Here is a 15,439-nt window from a genome sequence, read left to right on the forward strand (position 1 = left end):
TATAGGTGGGACTCTATTTATCTATCATACGGTATACTAGCGACCGAAATTATATCGACTTAACTACAAAATACGACAAACACTCCCCTTACAACCAATAAGAAGAATAACTCCCCAGCACAGTAACAGAAAACCCGAGTGCTTCAAGTTCCATTGTTACGCCTGGCAATAATACATCATCGTATGCTTTGTCGACGTCGATTAAGAAAAAGTAATTTCCAAGGCCTGTTTTCATCGGGCGCGATTCAATTTTGGATAAGTTTAATTTTCTCCATGCGAAAGCTGATAACACTTGATATAGTGCCCCTGCGTAATCAGCAGGTAACGTTATCATAAGCGTCGTTTTCTCTCCTCGGTTTTCTCCGTTATTTGGGAGTACTGCTTTCTTTTTCTTATGGAGAACAAGGAAACGTGTATGATTGTTTTTATGCGTATGAATATCACGCCTTACAATTGTTAATCCGTATTTTTCTGCCGCTGCTTCATTTGCAATAGCTGCAATTTTTTTTTCAGGATGTTCTTTCACATATTGTGCAGCAGCGCTTGTTGATGTCATATCGCGAACGGTTACCCCTTTTAATTCCTCATTTAAAAATTTATGGCACTGTGCAATGGCATGCGGATGAGAATGTACAGCGTATACTTCTTTCCACACTCCTTCGTACTGCGGGTGTACGAGTAAATGTTGCTGAATTGGCACTGTAATTTCTCCTACAATGGAAAGTGGCTGCTCATGTACGAGATAATCAACCGTTATATTAACTGAACCTTCTATGGCGTTCTCTAACGGTACGACCGCATAATCTACATTTTCATTTGCAGCTGCATCAATACAATCTGGAATCGTTCGATACGGTACATGCTCTGCTTCCGGAAAAAAACGACTCACCGCCATATTTGTAAATGTTGCCTCTGGTCCTAAATATCCTACTCGAATCATCGTCTTTTCCCTCTCTTTTTCGTTTTCTTACTGTTATACCACAATTTTAAATATTCTTCTATGTAAATTTTGAATATTTAAAAAAGACTAGCATTCGCTAGTCTAAATGTTTCCTATATTCTCTTTGAGCGAAGAAGAAATACATAATGCATGCAGCAATGTAAAATAAAATAAACAAGCCTACTTTTCTTAATGAACCGTCCATAAAGATCGTATTATGAAACGTATATAACGCAACTGCACTATGCATACTCCCTACTATAATAGGCGCAAAAAATAGCATACATAATTGCCAACGAGAAATCTTCCACACCTCTTCCTTTGTCATCCCAAGTTTAGAGAGTGCACCATACTGTTTACGATCCGATGCAATATTATGAAACCATTTAAAATATACGATACTGCATGAAGTAAGGAAGAATAATATACTAATGAATGAGCCTACAAATAGAGTAATATTACCGAACTCTTTCATATTCACATATAACTCCATATTACTTCGAAATGCATCATTATTATCTTGTTTCATATGTTTCCGTAAATCTGCATTCAAATCTTTCGTATTTTCGATATTTGGTAATGTGTAACCTCTATATATCATTTTTTCAGAATCCGTAATTGTATTTGATATAATCTCAAAATCTTCATCATTCATGACGAAAAACAGACCATTAATGTGCGAAGGGTGATAGTTAAATTGTACCCCTTCTTTCTGACCGTTAAATGCAAATTGATATGTTTGATTTATTACTTGTAATTGAATCTCTTTTTGATTATATACATTCGGATGATTGCGTTTATTATAATAAACAAGTGTAACTGTTCCTTTTTTAGGATGATACGTTTTCTGTTTTTGTTTTCTCGCCTCTTGATTGTATTCACTTTCCTTTATAAGCGGCGCTACCTCTGTTTCTCCCTTATTGGACTGAAAAGATGCATACACTCCAACAAAACTCATATATTGAAAATCATCATATCCATATTGATGTAATAAGTTTTCAACCTTGTCTTTCTCGAAAACTTCATGAGCAGAAGTACCTTTTTCTATATATGAAAATGAGTGTACTCCTCCGCCACGCCACATATCTTGCATGCTAGAAAAATATAAGAACACCGTACCTGTCGCCGTAACGACAAACGTTGTTGCCATAGACAACAGAAAGAAAAAGCGACTATTTTCCTTCATTCGATGTGACAATTGATTCACTATAAATAAATACGGATATGTATACATAATCCTTTTATTTCTTTTTATCACTTCTAATATTTGTGTAGCGCCATGTGTAAATGAAAAATACGTCCCAAAAGAAATGAGTATAACAACCGGAAAAAAGTATAATGCTATCGTTGTCATCGTCACTTGTAGCGCTAACGCATATCCCGTCCCTAAACAAGCAAAACCGAATAAACAAAGCCACTTTGATGTTTTCCTCTCTCGTTTATCTGTTCGAAATTCTTTTAATAACCGTATGATTTTTATATTCCATATACGTAAAGCACTTATAAAAGATAACAGAACAAAGACAAGCATATATGTAACAAACGTTACACCAATCGCTCTCATGTCAAATATGACAGGGAGTTCTTTCGGAAGATGAAGTAACATACTAAATACCATAAAAAAGAGTTTTAAAGAAATCATGCCAAGCCCAATACCGAAAATATTAGCGAAAATTCCGATCAATATTTGCTCGGTCATAATCACTCCTATTACGTTAGATTTCGTTGCTCCCATTAACATATATAACCCTAATTCTTTCTTACGTGCTTCTATGAAAATAGAAGTAGAATACAAAATAAATATGACGAAAAAAGAAATAATTATAACGTTACATATGATAAGCCCCCAGCGTACATTTTGATACCACATCGTCTCTTGCATATACGGATGTACAATGACAGACATGTATGCATAAGAAGCTAATATGGCAAAACAACTACTTAAGAAAAACACTTTATAATTACGCCAATTTCCCTTTATATTTTGCAGCGCTAGTTGCCGAATGTTCATCTATCGTCCTCCTGTAACTTACTACACACGTAAAAAGCTAGAGGTTCCCCTAGCTTTTTACGTGTTTTAAATATCCTCTTTGCGCAATCATAAAGTAAATTGTAGAAGCTAAAATATATGCTCCAATTACTATCGCACCTGATTTCCACAAATCAATATAAAGCATTTTTCCTAACGTATGAAGAGCAAATCCACTATGAATTGTACCGATTAAAATTGGGATAAAGAAGATAACACCCATCTGACGAATTGCAATTTTACGAATTTCTTTATCTGTCATACCAATTCTTTTTAATGACTTAAATTGAATACGATCTTGTTCTTTATCATTAAACCATTTAAAGTATGTCATGCTACAAGCAAAGAAGAAGAACAGTACTGCTACGAAGAAGCCGATGAACATTGTAATTGCTCCACCTTCTCTTATATCTTTATAAGCGAACACTGCGTTTCTCAATTCCCCTTGCTTTTCTGGTGCAATTTCCTTTTTCAAATCTAGCACAAGGTCTTCCGTACTTTTCCAGTCTTCAATATAATAACCATAATATTTCGTCTTTTCTTCATCTGGTACGAGCTTTTCGTATTTCTCAAAATCTTGATCATTCACAATGAGATATTCGCTATCATTAAAAACAGAATATGACGTTGGCTCATTTAATTGAGCAGACTGCTTTTGTCCGTTGATTGTAAATTCATACGGTTTCGTACGATCTATCTTCATAAGTTCATTTGCTGCATCAACCATAACCATCGTCGCACTACCTGGTGCATTATGAACCTCTGTAATTTGCTCTTTCTTTTGTTCACGTACTTCCGCGTTATATTCTTTTTCTGAAATAATCGTCATTGGTACTTCACGTTCACTGTTAAACAACATTATTTTCTGTGTTGCAGGTAGTTTTACGTAAATTACTTTTCGTGCATCTTCAAACCCATGTTTTTTTACAATCTCTTGTTCTTTTTCTTCATTAATCAGGCTATGCGTATTTAGTCCCTTTTCCTCATATGAAATAGCATGCGGTGTAAGCTCTATCGTTTTTGCACTCATATTTTCAAAATATACATAAAGCGTACCAACCGCTGAAGAAACAACCGCCGTAATAATAGAAATAACAAATAGAAAACGAGCATTATCTTTCATTTTATAAATAAGATTGCTAAGTACAAACATATTGGGATACGTATAAAAAGATTGTTTTCGTTTTTGCAATGCCTTTAATACGACTGTACTTCCTTGCGTAAATAGTAAATACGTTCCGCCAATCGTCAGTCCGACAATTGGTAAGAAATACATAATGAAATTCATAATTGTTACTTGGAAACAAAGTATATACGCAGCAATAATACAGCCTATACCAACTACCCCTAACCATGTAAATGCAAAAGGTTCTACTTTTTGTTTTCTTGCCTCTCTTAATAAATCAATAATTTGCAAGCGGCCTACTGTCCAAACACTAAACAATGATAGTATTAAAAAGAGGACAAAGTATATGCCAACTGTAATAAGAACTGCTTTTCCATTCCACACAAGCGGCAGTGTTTTATCAATTTTTAGTAAGACACTGAGTGCTTGGAAGAAAAGTTTTGAACAAAGCATTCCAATCCCAATACCTACTACAATGGCAATACTCCCTAACATCAGTTGCTCTAATATAATCATTCGGCCGAGCTGAGACTTTGTTCCACCTATTAACGTTAATAAGCCAAATTCTTTTTTTCTTGCTCGTAAAAACGTTGAATTCGCATATAAAATAAAGAGTGCTGAGAAGATGACTACAATATAATTCATCGATTCTAACCCTTTTGTAATCATCGTCTTCATACTAATATTACCGCTTACGACATCTGGATGATAAATGAAGGAAGCATACATGAAAAATACGACAATCGATAAACAACTACTAATAAGAAACGCTTTATAATTACGCCAATTTCCTTTTACGTTATTAAGCGCGAGCTGGCGAAAGTTCATGATATTCTCCTCCTAGCATCGCAAGTACGTCTAAAATTTCTTGGAAAAAGGCTTGCTTCGTTCTTCCTTTATGTATTTCTGAAAAAATCTCTCCATCACGTATGAAAAGGATACGTTCGCAATAACTAGCGGCTACTGGATCATGTGTTACCATTGCAATCGTTACTTTCTTTTGCTCATGCAAATCTTGAAGTGCTCCCATTAATGATTTCGCTGACTTAGAATCTAGGTTTCCTGTTGGCTCATCCGCTAAAATTAATGTTGGTTCATGAATAATCGCCCTTGCAGCTGCTGCACGTTGTTGTTGTCCACCTGATACTTCGTATACTTTTTTATTTAAAATTTCTTCAATGTTTAAAAACCTCGCAATTTCAAGTACTTTCGCATCAATTTCTTTTACAGATTTCTTCGCCATTACAAGCGGCAAAATAATATTTTCTTTAATCGATAATGTATCAAGTAAGTTGAAATCTTGGAAAATGAATCCTAGATGTGTACGGCGAAATTCCGCCAATTTTGCAGCACGCATTTGATTAATTTCTTCACCATTTACAAGCACATGACCTGAAGTTTGCTTATCAATTGTTGCTAATAAATTTAAAAGCGTTGTTTTTCCGCTTCCTGAAGGCCCCATAATCCCTACAAACTCGCCTTCTTCAATTTTAAAATTTATATCATTTAAAGCAGTCGTCGCTACTGAACCTTTTGATTGGTACACCTTTGTTAATCCTTTTACTTCAAGAACACTCATTTCTAATCCCCCTACGTGTTTTCTTCTTACATTTACTATAAGAAAAATAAGAAAAAGAAACGAGTGATTTCCCTTACAAAACGTTTTGTTATCTTACAGTTTTGTCATTTTTCTCATTAATGTATGATATTCTTCATCTTTTGCAAATTGGAACGTAACTGTTGTTCCTTCCCCTTCAGTTGATTGTACATACACTCCATGATGTAAATTACCGCAGATTTCCTTCGTAATATATAAACCCATACCTGTCGCTTCCCTTGTTTTACGGCCGTTTATTCCCGTAAAGAACGGATCAAATATACGCTTTACATCTTGCTCAGGAATACCAATTCCATTGTCCTTAATATGTAATAACACCTTTTGATCTTTCTCTTCAATTTGAAATTGAATTTCTTTTTTCTCTGCTTCTGAAATTTTTGTATACTTAATTGCATTCACAACAATTTGGCTCATCGCGATACTAAGCCACTTTCTATCAGACGCAATCATACAAGTCTCTTCTTCAAACATCATTTTCGGAAATACAGAAGATTGAATGAACGACTTCCGATTTTCATTAATAATATCTCGAATGACCTCTATAACATTTACTACTTCTACTTTATAGTCTTTCGAAAATTGATCTAACCTTGCCATATGTAACGCTAAATCTAACCCATTTAAAATACGGTTATTTTCTTCACGAATACTTTCAATCGTTCCCCTTGCTTCACGGTGCTCCTTACCATATTTCTGTAACAATAATTCAATAACGGATACTGGTGTTTTCATTTGATGGATCCACTGGTTCATAAAAATCATTTGCTGTTGCTCTTTTGCATGCTGCTTATGAACTTCATTCATATATTGCTGCCTTAATAGCGTAAACGCTTCAACAACCATTTCTTGCTCTGACGTATAAGAAGTATCGATAAGTAAAGAGTCATGTAATGTATGTCCACCGGCAATATACTGTTCTATCCTCTTTAAAAACACACTTCGTTTTCGGTAATCGTAAATAAGGTATACACTAAACACAACTGTCCCTAATAAAAGTCCGTATAACCATGTACTCCAGTCCAGCGCACGCTTTTCTAAAAGGCTTTGCAACTGCAATACGAGTCCAAATAAACAAAGGCTTATAATGTAAGAAAGGATTAAGGAACAACGTTCTATGAGGTAATTTTTAACCTTCATGCCCTTCGCCCCACTCAGTAAGAAGAGCATAACCGTACCCACGCTTTGTGACAATTGCATTTTTAATGCCTAACTCCTCAAGTTTCTTCCTTACACGCTTTACATTCACGGTTAATGTATTATCATCAACAAAAGCTACTTCATCCCATAAAGCCTCTAACAGCTCTTCACGTGTCACGTATTGATTTGCTTGTTTCATTAAACATTCTAATAAATAAAACTCATTTTTTGTAAGTTCCGTTTGTTGACCTTTCCACTCTACTGTGTGCTGTGATGGGAATAATAACAATCCATTAACACCTAAGCAGTCACTTTCCGCGGCCAAAGCATACTCACCATACCCGCGGCGGAGTGCACTTTTCACCTTTGCCATTACGATATCTAAATGGAATGGCTTTGTAATGTAATCATCTCCGCCATTTTCAATCGCCATTACTTGATCCATTTCCCCTGTTCTTGCAGAAACAAAAATAATCGGCGCATTCGATACAGTGCGGATTTGGCGGCACCAGTAGAAGCCATCAAAGTATGGTAAATTAATATCAAGTAACACAAGATGAGGACTTACTTTTACAAACTCATCTTTTATATGCCGTAAATCGCTCACTCTGAAAGATTGATATCCATACCTTTCTAAATGCTCCTCTAATATCTCTGCAATTTTTTCATCATCTTCTACAATTAATATTTTATACATATTCCTTTTCTCCCCATAAAATATTCTTCTAAAATCACTCCTTTTTCTATTATAAATTGAAACTTTAATCAATGGGGATTTTTTCCTATATCGACTTATGGTTCACCTATATGAATTGGGTTTTTACTGGACTCAAATAACGAAAAAAAAAAGACCGCCATATTTCGGCAGTCTTAATCGATAAATTCAAATTGATATTCAAGAATTTTCACAATATCTCCGTCTGTTGCACCACGTGCACGAAGGGCTTCATCAATACCCATTCCACGCATTTGACGAGCAAATCGGCGTACAGATTCATCACGTGAGAAGTCTGTCATCTTGAATGTTTTCTCAATGTCATAACCAGAAATAACAAATGTGCCATCACTTTCGCGTGTAATTTCAAAATTAGATTCAGATTCAAATTTGTACATTACACTTGCTTCAGATTCTTCTACATCATCGTACATTGGGAATTCTGGTGTTGTTTCTAATAAGTTCGCTACTTCAAATAGTAAGTCACGAACACCTTGTTTCGTTACAGCTGAGATTGGGAAAATTTTCACTTCGTCTCCCAATTTCTCTTTAAATGCTTGTAAGTTTTCTTCTGCATCTGGCATATCCATTTTGTTTGCAACAACAACTTGTGGACGCTCAGTTAAACGCATATTGTATTCTTTTAGTTCATTATTGATTGTGACATAATCTTCATATGGCTCACGTCCTTCTAAACCAGACATATCGATAACGTGTACAATTACACGTGTACGTTCGATATGACGTAAGAATTGGTGTCCAAGTCCAACGCCGGAGTGTGCGCCTTCAATTAGTCCAGGAAGGTCAGCCATAACGAAGCTGCGGTTATCACCAGTTTCAACAACACCAAGATTCGGAACGATTGTTGTAAAGTGATATTCTGCAATTTTCGGACGTGCTGATGATACAACAGATAATAATGTAGATTTACCTACACTTGGGAATCCAACAAGTCCAACATCTGCTAGCACTTTAAGTTCTAACGTGACATCACGTTCTTGACCTGGTTCCCCGTTCTCAGCGATTTCTGGCGCTGGGTTCGTCGCTGTTGCGAAACGTGAATTACCACGGCCACCACGGCCACCTCTTGCGATTACAGCTGTTTGTTCATGCGTTACTAAATCGGCAAGAATTTCACCTGTTTTTTCATCTTTCACTATTGTTCCTGGTGGAACCTTTACGATTAAATCTTCAGATTTACGACCGTGCTGACCTTTACTCATTCCGTGCTGACCGCGATCAGCTTTGAAATGACGTTGGTAGCGGAAGTCCATTAATGTACGTAAGCCTTCCTCAACAACAAAAACAACATCTGCACCTTTACCACCGTCGCCACCTGCTGGGCCACCTTTAGGTACATACTTCTCACGACGATACGCAACCATTCCGTTACCACCGTCGCCGCCTTTTACATATATCTTGACCTGATCTACAAACATTATTTCACCACACTTTTTTCGATTAGTTGTAATATAACTGAGACTTCTTCGTCTCGTACTGTATAAGAAATGGAATACCATTTATTGTTTTCGTTCGCAAGCCACGTTTGTAGTTCTTCTACATTCGTTAGCTTTCCACGAAAATCAAAAAAGAAACGAGCATTCTCCGCGTCACTTTCAATTGTGATACAAACATAATTTTCAACATATACGTCTAAACTATGCTGAAGCATTAAGAAAAACTGATTCGTCCATGTACATACAGTCTCATCTAGATGAGATAAGTTATGTAATTTCCCTAATACTTCGTACTCCAATAAGCACGGTTGCTGTTTCCAATTATATGTTAAAATCCACTCTGAAAATAAAGGCATTGATAGCCCCATCAGATTGGATTCTTGTCTCGCTTCTTGGACAAAACGATCGATGAGCCTATGAATCTCTTCCACTTTTCCAAGGGAAAGATTTCCTTTAACCATCTGCAAACGATTGAGCCAATCATGTCTCGAGTGGCTCAACGCATCTATAATTGTCCATTTTTCATTCATTTAGATACCCCTTAATATAGAAAAACTCTAACCTGCACTCAGGTTAGAGTTTTCCGTGAGTTCTTATGCTTCTTGAGCAACAGGATATACGCTCACTTGTTTGCGGTCACGACCAAGACGCTCAAAGCGTACTACGCCGTCAACTTTCGCGTATAAAGTGTCATCGCCACCACGACCAACGTTAACACCTGGATAAATTTTTGTACCGCGTTGACGGTAAAGAATTGAACCACCTGAAACCGTTTGACCATCTGCGCGTTTAGCACCAAGACGTTTTGACTGAGAGTCACGACCGTTCTTTGTACTACCTACACCTTTCTTAGATGCGAAAAACTGAAGATCTAATCTTAACATACGTTACACCTCCTGCACTTTTTCTATTAAACGGATATACTTTCCGTAATCAAGTTCAATCGTCTTAAGTGAAACAACCAATCCTTCTAAAAGTATTTGTGCTTTTTCTGCTGTATGAACGTCTAAATCATTAGGCAATTCATACGTCAAGAATCCGCCATCACTTCCGAGTTCAATAGTTGCCTGCACATTACAAAGTTCTTCCACTGCATTTATAGAACCAAACACAACCGCTGTAGTTCCAGCACAGACAAGATCTTGTCCATGTGGCGCATAATTGGCATGTCCAGTCATTTTAAATGATCGGATACTTCCTAGTTTCGTGCGACTTATCGTAATCTTAATCATCTTAACCAGAATTAAGCGTTGATAGCTTCAACTACTAGCTTAGTGTAAGGTTGACGATGACCTTGTTTCTTACGATTGTTCTTTTTCGCTTTGTATTTGAAAACGATGATTTTCTTAGCGCGACCTTGTTTTTCAACTTTCGCAGTAACTGTTGCACCCTCTACAACTGGGCTACCAACTTTCACGTTTTCGCCACCAACGAAAAGAACTTTGTCAAAAGTAACAGTTTCACCAGCTTCAACATCTAATTTTTCAATGTAGATTGCTTGACCAGCTTCAACTTTAATTTGTTTTCCACCTGTTTCGATAATTGCGTACATACTTGCACCTCCTCTTAATTACTAAGACTCGCCAAAAACGAGGTAGACATAAAATGTCTTTAGGGAACCTGTCTTGTGCGGTTGTAGCATATAGCAGTTTAGGTGCTATAAACTATAACATAAAAATATTACCATGACTCATTGACTATTGTCAATGAATGTTCTGCTAACTATTTTTTCCGTTCTACAATTTCTTTCTTACTTCCAAAACGGATAATAGCGTACTTTTCGATAATATCATCTTTGAAATAAATTTCAAATGGAATATTTTTTTGTAATTCTTTTTGTGAAAAATGTTTTTGTACTTTTTTTGAAGCACCAATCAATACAGCTTCATCCTCTATATTACCATAAGTAATAAGCTCTCTCTCTAGCTCATACGCAATTGTTTCATTAGATATAACGTAACCTGTCGCTTTACAAGGCGCACACTCTTCTAATAATACGTCACGTAACGAATGTTTCTTGCGCTTACGCGTCATCTCTAAAATACCTAACTCTGTAAACCCAAGCACTCTTGTATATGTGCGATCATCTTGTAAAGCTATCATTAAACGCTCTCTTACCTTCTCTTTATCTTCCCGTCTTTTCATATTAATAAAATCAATTAATATCATCCCGCCAATATCACGAAGTCTTAATTGACGAGCAATCTCTTCAGCAGCCATTTCATTTGTGCGAAATACGGTATCTTGTAAATTTTGTTTTCCAGTAAATTTACCTGTATTCACATCAATTACAGTCATCGTCTCCATTTGTTCTACAATTAGATAGGCACCATTTGGTAGCCACACAATTTTTTGAAGTGCTTTCTCGATTTCACGATCTATTCCAAAGTGGTTAAACATCGAAGATTTTTCATTATAAAAGGATACTCTTTCTTTCCCTACTTTTTCTTCTAATTCTTTTACTATACTTCTCGTATCTACAACTATTTTTTCAATTGTTTCAATTGGGTTCTCCTGAAATACACGATCTAAAAACGTCGCTGGTTGATGAAGTAGTAAGGGCGCCTTCCCTTGATCTTCTTTTCTTTTTAACTCTTCATATAACTGCTGCAACCCTTGCATTTCAGCTTGTATTTCATCGATCGTTCCTTTTTCAGAAGCAGAACGGAAAATGTATCCACCTGTTCCTTCTACTTCAATTCCCAGTAACTGTTGTCTTCTTTTATTATTTTTTATTTTCCGAGAAACAGCGCGCATGTCATCATAGGGCATGTAAACGACATATTTTCCGGTAACTTCTATCTTCGCCGTTAATTTTGGCCCCTTCGTATCAATTGCCTCTTTCACAACTTGTACAAGTATCGCCTGTCCTTCATGTATGCGATATGAAGATGGTACATCATCAAATGAAAGATATGCATGTTTTTCTAATCCGATATTTACAAAGGCTGCGTTCATTCCAGCAATTGTTCTTACGATACGCCCAACATAAATATGTCCGACAATCTCCTGCTCTTCATTCCGTTTCCATAAAAGCTCTACAATTTTTTGTTTCTCTTCTATCGCAACACGCTTTTCCGAACCAGTGTAGTTAATATATAACGTCTTCAAAATTCTTTCCTCACTTTTCATTTCTTTTCCTTACAATATAAAAGGTTAGTGTCGTCGTCAACACTAACCAATTAATTCTTCAACAGATGAGGTTGTTCGTTTTTCAGCAAAATACGCATACAACAATTCATTTTCGTCCAATGTGTAATGCTCTTTATATTTTCCATGGACGATAATAGAGTGTTTATATCCTCTGCGAAATTTTGTGAAAATCGTATATAAATGATCTTCCGTTTTCACCTCAATAGGTGCTATTTTTTCAATATCTCTTTTATTCCCATAATAACGCTCTAATAAAAAACGCATAAATGCGTACCGTCTTTGTTTCCATTCTTGATATAAAGAAATCGCTAGAAAAACGAGTAATACCCACATCATAATGTTATTACTATTCCAAAGTAACTGCCATCCTAATATTACACTAAAAAAAACACATGACAATTTCATCATCTTTTCATGTGCTTGTAAATAGGGAAAACGATATGATAATACATTAAATAATACTTTTCCACCATCAAGTGGCCAAATAGGCAATAAATTAAACCCTAAAATAATGACATTATTCCATACAAAGAAATGGTACAAATCGTCAGTTACCCAGCCCGCTTTATACAAAATGTAAGCGACCGCAATCATCCATATATGCTGAATTGGCCCCGCCATAACGACAATTAATTCTTCTTTTAAAGATTTATTCCCATGTTCTTCCATCTCAACTACGCCACCAAACGGCAAAAGCTGAATTTGTTTAATACGCCAATTATAATACGCTGCGGCAAAAGCATGCCCAAGTTCATGAACTAAAACGATACAAAATAGTAATAGTAACTCTTTAAAACGTGCTGTAAAAATACCAATGACAATAATAACCCAAAACAACGGATGCACAGAAATTTTCGTGAAAACATCCCTATATTTAATCAAATGAAATCACCTGAATTGGATCAATAAATTTTTCATTCTTTTTTATTGCAAAATAAAATTTGCCATTTTTATTATTTTCATCATTACTCACTATTCCAATTTTTTGTTTCTTTGAAACGTAATCATATAATTTTACTGACATATCATTTAAATTTGCATACCATGACTCCGTACCATCAGCGTGCTGAATTTGAACTGTATTTCCAAGTTCCTCTTTCTTGCCCGCAAAAACAACTATACCTTCATTTACTGACTCCACCGTTGCATTTGTAGCCGTTTGAACAAATACACCCTGGCCGTTTTTTTGAAATCCTTGCATCACCTTTCCAGAGGCAGGAATCGCATAATCCTTTTGCTGAATAGCCTCTTCTTTTTTCTCATTTGGAGAAAAGAACACGAGAGGTTTTCCAAACTGATTTTCATACCATTTCGATATAGTAGCAAATTGAAATTCTTCTTGCATAACTTTTTCTGTAACAGCTCTAGTACCATCAAAAGAAGAAGGTGCGTTCTTAAATAAAATAGCAACCGAAAGAACTAATATTGCTGATAGCAAAACTTTGAAGAGAAAAACTTCTTTTCGAAATAGAGGATGAATTTCCTTCTCCCCCTCTTCAATAAAGACCGTTTCGCTATCAAAATCTCCTCCCGCAAAATACTGCTCTTCTTCTAGCAATTCTTGCTCTGCTTTCCTTTTCGCAATCCGCTTTTTAATTTCTTCCACACGTCTATTCTTCATACTGTCTCCTTTCTTTCGTTAGCCTTATTCAAATAGAAACAGTTATATACAGTTTGTACATATGTATGAGTTATAGAAGGAAGATATTCATGCGAAGAAAAAAGAAAGCACTCCGCATTTATGCGAAGTGCTTTTAACGGATTCCAAAGAAATTTTTCATCTTTGTAAATACCGATACTTTTTCTTGTTCAAATGCTTGTAATGGTACATTCTCACCTAACAAGCGTCTTGCAATATTACGATAAGCTATTGCTGCTTTCCCGCTAGGTTGCAGCGCTACAGGTTCACCTGTATTCGTAGCACGAATAACTTCATCATCATCCTCGACAACTCCAAGAAGCTCGATTGACAGTGTACGTACAATTTCATCAACGTCTAACATATCCTGTTCATGAAGCATATGACTACGCACACGGTTAATTACAAGTTTCGGTGGTTCAATATCCTCTTTCTCTAAAAGCCCGATAATACGATCCGCATCACGCATTGAGGATACTTCTGGTGTTGTTACAACGATTGCTTTATCCGCACCTGCTACTGCATTTTTAAACCCCTGCTCAATCCCCGCAGGACAATCAATTAATATGTAATCATAATCTTGACGTAATACTTGTATTAATTCATCCATTTGTTCAGGTGTTACCGCCGATTTATCGCTCGTTTGTGCTGCAGGTAATAAATAAAGATCATCAAAACGCTTATCTTTAATAAGAGCCTGAGGTAAACGACAACGCCCTTCAACGACATCAACAAGATCAAATACAATACGATTTTCTAGCCCCATTACTACGTCTAAATTGCGTAAACCGATATCTGTATCAATTAAACACACTTTTTTTCCAGATAACGCAAGGGCTGTACCAATGTTCGCAGACGTTGTAGTTTTACCTACTCCGCCTTTTCCAGATGTAATTACTATTGCCTCTCCCACAGCTATACAATTCCCCTTTCTAACTTTGTTAAATTAGGTCTAAGATGAGTGAGAAGTTGCAGGCGATCGACAACAATGTGATTATTCTCATTAATGTACGCACATTCTGCCGCCTCTGCTCCGTCTTCTTTCTCTTCCGGAGCCCGCATTGTCACATCACTAATTCGGAGTTGCATAGGGTTCATAATAGATGCAGCAATAACAGCTTCTGAATCTCCATCATACCCCGCATGTGCAATTCCTCTTAATGATCCCAAGACAAAAATATTCCCCCCAGCGATAACCGTTCCGCCTGGATTAACATCTCCAATTAATAATAAATTGCCTTTTACATGTAACACTTGTCCAGAGCGAACAATTTTGGAAATAGGGACAATTTCTGTTTCTTCTTTCCAAGCTATTGCTTCTGCTTTTGTTATAACATCACTTTCGATTGATTCTACAACAAGGTTCTTCTTATTGCGAATTAACGTACGAATCTCTTCTTGGTGTACTTCTGTTAAATAGCGATTTCCTACTTTAACACGCACTTCAATTAAAGAACGTCCGTCACTCTCATAGTAATGTGTAGAAAGCTTTTCATCCAATTCTTTTAGTAGCTCAGAGAATGAACAGCAATCATCTAAATGAAGTGTTATTCCATCTTTTGTCCCTTTTATCGTTACATTTTGTTGCTTTTTTTCTTCCACTAAAGTTCACCCCACCGATTCAA

General features: G+C 36.2%; 16 protein-coding genes and 1 other annotated feature. All 16 genes read right to left on the bottom strand.

Translation table 11 applies throughout. The features are described 5' to 3' along the window. Window positions 1–88 precede the first annotated feature (88 nt). Window positions 89–940: a prephenate dehydratase gene (gene pheA, locus LCF45_RS21895; RefSeq protein WP_002129247.1), complete on the bottom strand. Its 852-nt coding sequence runs from the start codon at window positions 938–940 to the stop codon at window positions 89–91. 97 nt (window positions 941–1,037) lie between these two features. Continuing rightward, a complete protein-coding gene (locus tag LCF45_RS21900; protein ID WP_078203630.1) occupies window positions 1,038–2,951 on the bottom strand; it encodes an ABC transporter permease in 1,914 nt (637 codons plus the stop codon). A gap of 49 nt (window positions 2,952–3,000) precedes the next feature. Continuing rightward, window positions 3,001–4,923, bottom strand: coding sequence for an ABC transporter permease (locus tag LCF45_RS21905; protein WP_033734272.1), 1,923 nt, complete (start codon window positions 4,921–4,923; stop codon window positions 3,001–3,003). Next, on the bottom strand, window positions 4,898–5,674 hold the full coding sequence (locus LCF45_RS21910) for an ABC transporter ATP-binding protein (protein WP_002015381.1): 777 nt from the start codon (window positions 5,672–5,674) through the stop codon (window positions 4,898–4,900). The genes LCF45_RS21905 and LCF45_RS21910 overlap by 26 nt, the downstream gene beginning before the upstream one ends. Before the next feature lie 93 nt (window positions 5,675–5,767). Further along, entirely contained in the window at window positions 5,768–6,850 is a 1,083-nt protein-coding gene (locus LCF45_RS21915) for a HAMP domain-containing histidine kinase (RefSeq protein WP_078203631.1), read from the bottom strand. Then, window positions 6,840–7,547: a response regulator transcription factor gene (locus tag LCF45_RS21920; protein ID WP_002034150.1), complete on the bottom strand. Its 708-nt coding sequence runs from the start codon at window positions 7,545–7,547 to the stop codon at window positions 6,840–6,842. The genes LCF45_RS21915 and LCF45_RS21920 overlap by 11 nt, the downstream gene beginning before the upstream one ends. Window positions 7,548–7,720: 173 nt before the next feature. Next, window positions 7,721–9,004 carry a GTPase ObgE gene (gene obgE, locus LCF45_RS21925; protein ID WP_002015378.1) on the bottom strand — a complete coding sequence of 428 codons (1,284 nt, stop codon included), beginning with the start codon at window positions 9,002–9,004 and terminating at the stop codon, window positions 7,721–7,723. Further along, complete coding sequence (locus LCF45_RS21930) at window positions 9,004–9,552, bottom strand: sporulation initiation phosphotransferase B (RefSeq protein WP_002015377.1); 549 nt, start codon at window positions 9,550–9,552, stop codon at window positions 9,004–9,006. The genes obgE and LCF45_RS21930 overlap by 1 nt, the downstream gene beginning before the upstream one ends. Before the next feature lie 63 nt (window positions 9,553–9,615). Beyond that, window positions 9,616–9,906: a 50S ribosomal protein L27 gene (gene rpmA, locus LCF45_RS21935; RefSeq protein ID WP_000944957.1), complete on the bottom strand. Its 291-nt coding sequence runs from the start codon at window positions 9,904–9,906 to the stop codon at window positions 9,616–9,618. Window positions 9,907–9,909: 3 nt separating this feature from the next. After that, window positions 9,910–10,254, bottom strand: coding sequence for a ribosomal-processing cysteine protease Prp (locus LCF45_RS21940; RefSeq protein WP_002138477.1), 345 nt, complete (start codon window positions 10,252–10,254; stop codon window positions 9,910–9,912). A gap of 11 nt (window positions 10,255–10,265) precedes the next feature. Further along, window positions 10,266–10,574: a 50S ribosomal protein L21 gene (gene rplU / locus LCF45_RS21945; RefSeq protein ID WP_000270907.1), complete on the bottom strand. Its 309-nt coding sequence runs from the start codon at window positions 10,572–10,574 to the stop codon at window positions 10,266–10,268. 14 nt (window positions 10,575–10,588) lie between these two features. Then, window positions 10,589–10,667: a sequence feature (ribosomal protein L21 leader region), on the bottom strand. Window positions 10,668–10,744: 77 nt separating this feature from the next. After that, window positions 10,745–12,154 (bottom strand): Rne/Rng family ribonuclease, encoded by a 1,410-nt coding sequence (locus tag LCF45_RS21950; protein WP_002015376.1) that lies wholly within the window; start codon window positions 12,152–12,154, stop codon window positions 10,745–10,747. A gap of 42 nt (window positions 12,155–12,196) precedes the next feature. Beyond that, window positions 12,197–13,057: a M50 family metallopeptidase gene (locus tag LCF45_RS21955; RefSeq protein WP_002088816.1), complete on the bottom strand. Its 861-nt coding sequence runs from the start codon at window positions 13,055–13,057 to the stop codon at window positions 12,197–12,199. Next, window positions 13,050–13,796, bottom strand: coding sequence for a M23 family metallopeptidase (locus LCF45_RS21960; protein ID WP_002034147.1), 747 nt, complete (start codon window positions 13,794–13,796; stop codon window positions 13,050–13,052). Before LCF45_RS21960 ends, LCF45_RS21955 begins: the two co-directional genes overlap by 8 nt. A 133-nt stretch (window positions 13,797–13,929) precedes the next feature. Continuing rightward, window positions 13,930–14,727 carry a septum site-determining protein MinD gene (gene minD, locus LCF45_RS21965; RefSeq protein WP_000503308.1) on the bottom strand — a complete coding sequence of 266 codons (798 nt, stop codon included), beginning with the start codon at window positions 14,725–14,727 and terminating at the stop codon, window positions 13,930–13,932. Between the two features lie 2 nt (window positions 14,728–14,729). Next, the gene (minC, locus tag LCF45_RS21970; RefSeq protein ID WP_263894281.1) at window positions 14,730–15,416 is read right to left on the bottom strand and encodes a septum site-determining protein MinC; all 687 of its coding nucleotides are present in this window, start codon (window positions 15,414–15,416) and stop codon (window positions 14,730–14,732) included. Between the last annotated feature and the right edge of the window lie 23 nt (window positions 15,417–15,439).

This window comes from Bacillus sp. 41-22, from assembly GCF_025809295.1.
Lineage (GTDB): Bacteria > Bacillota > Bacilli > Bacillales > Bacillaceae_G > Bacillus_A > Bacillus_A mycoides.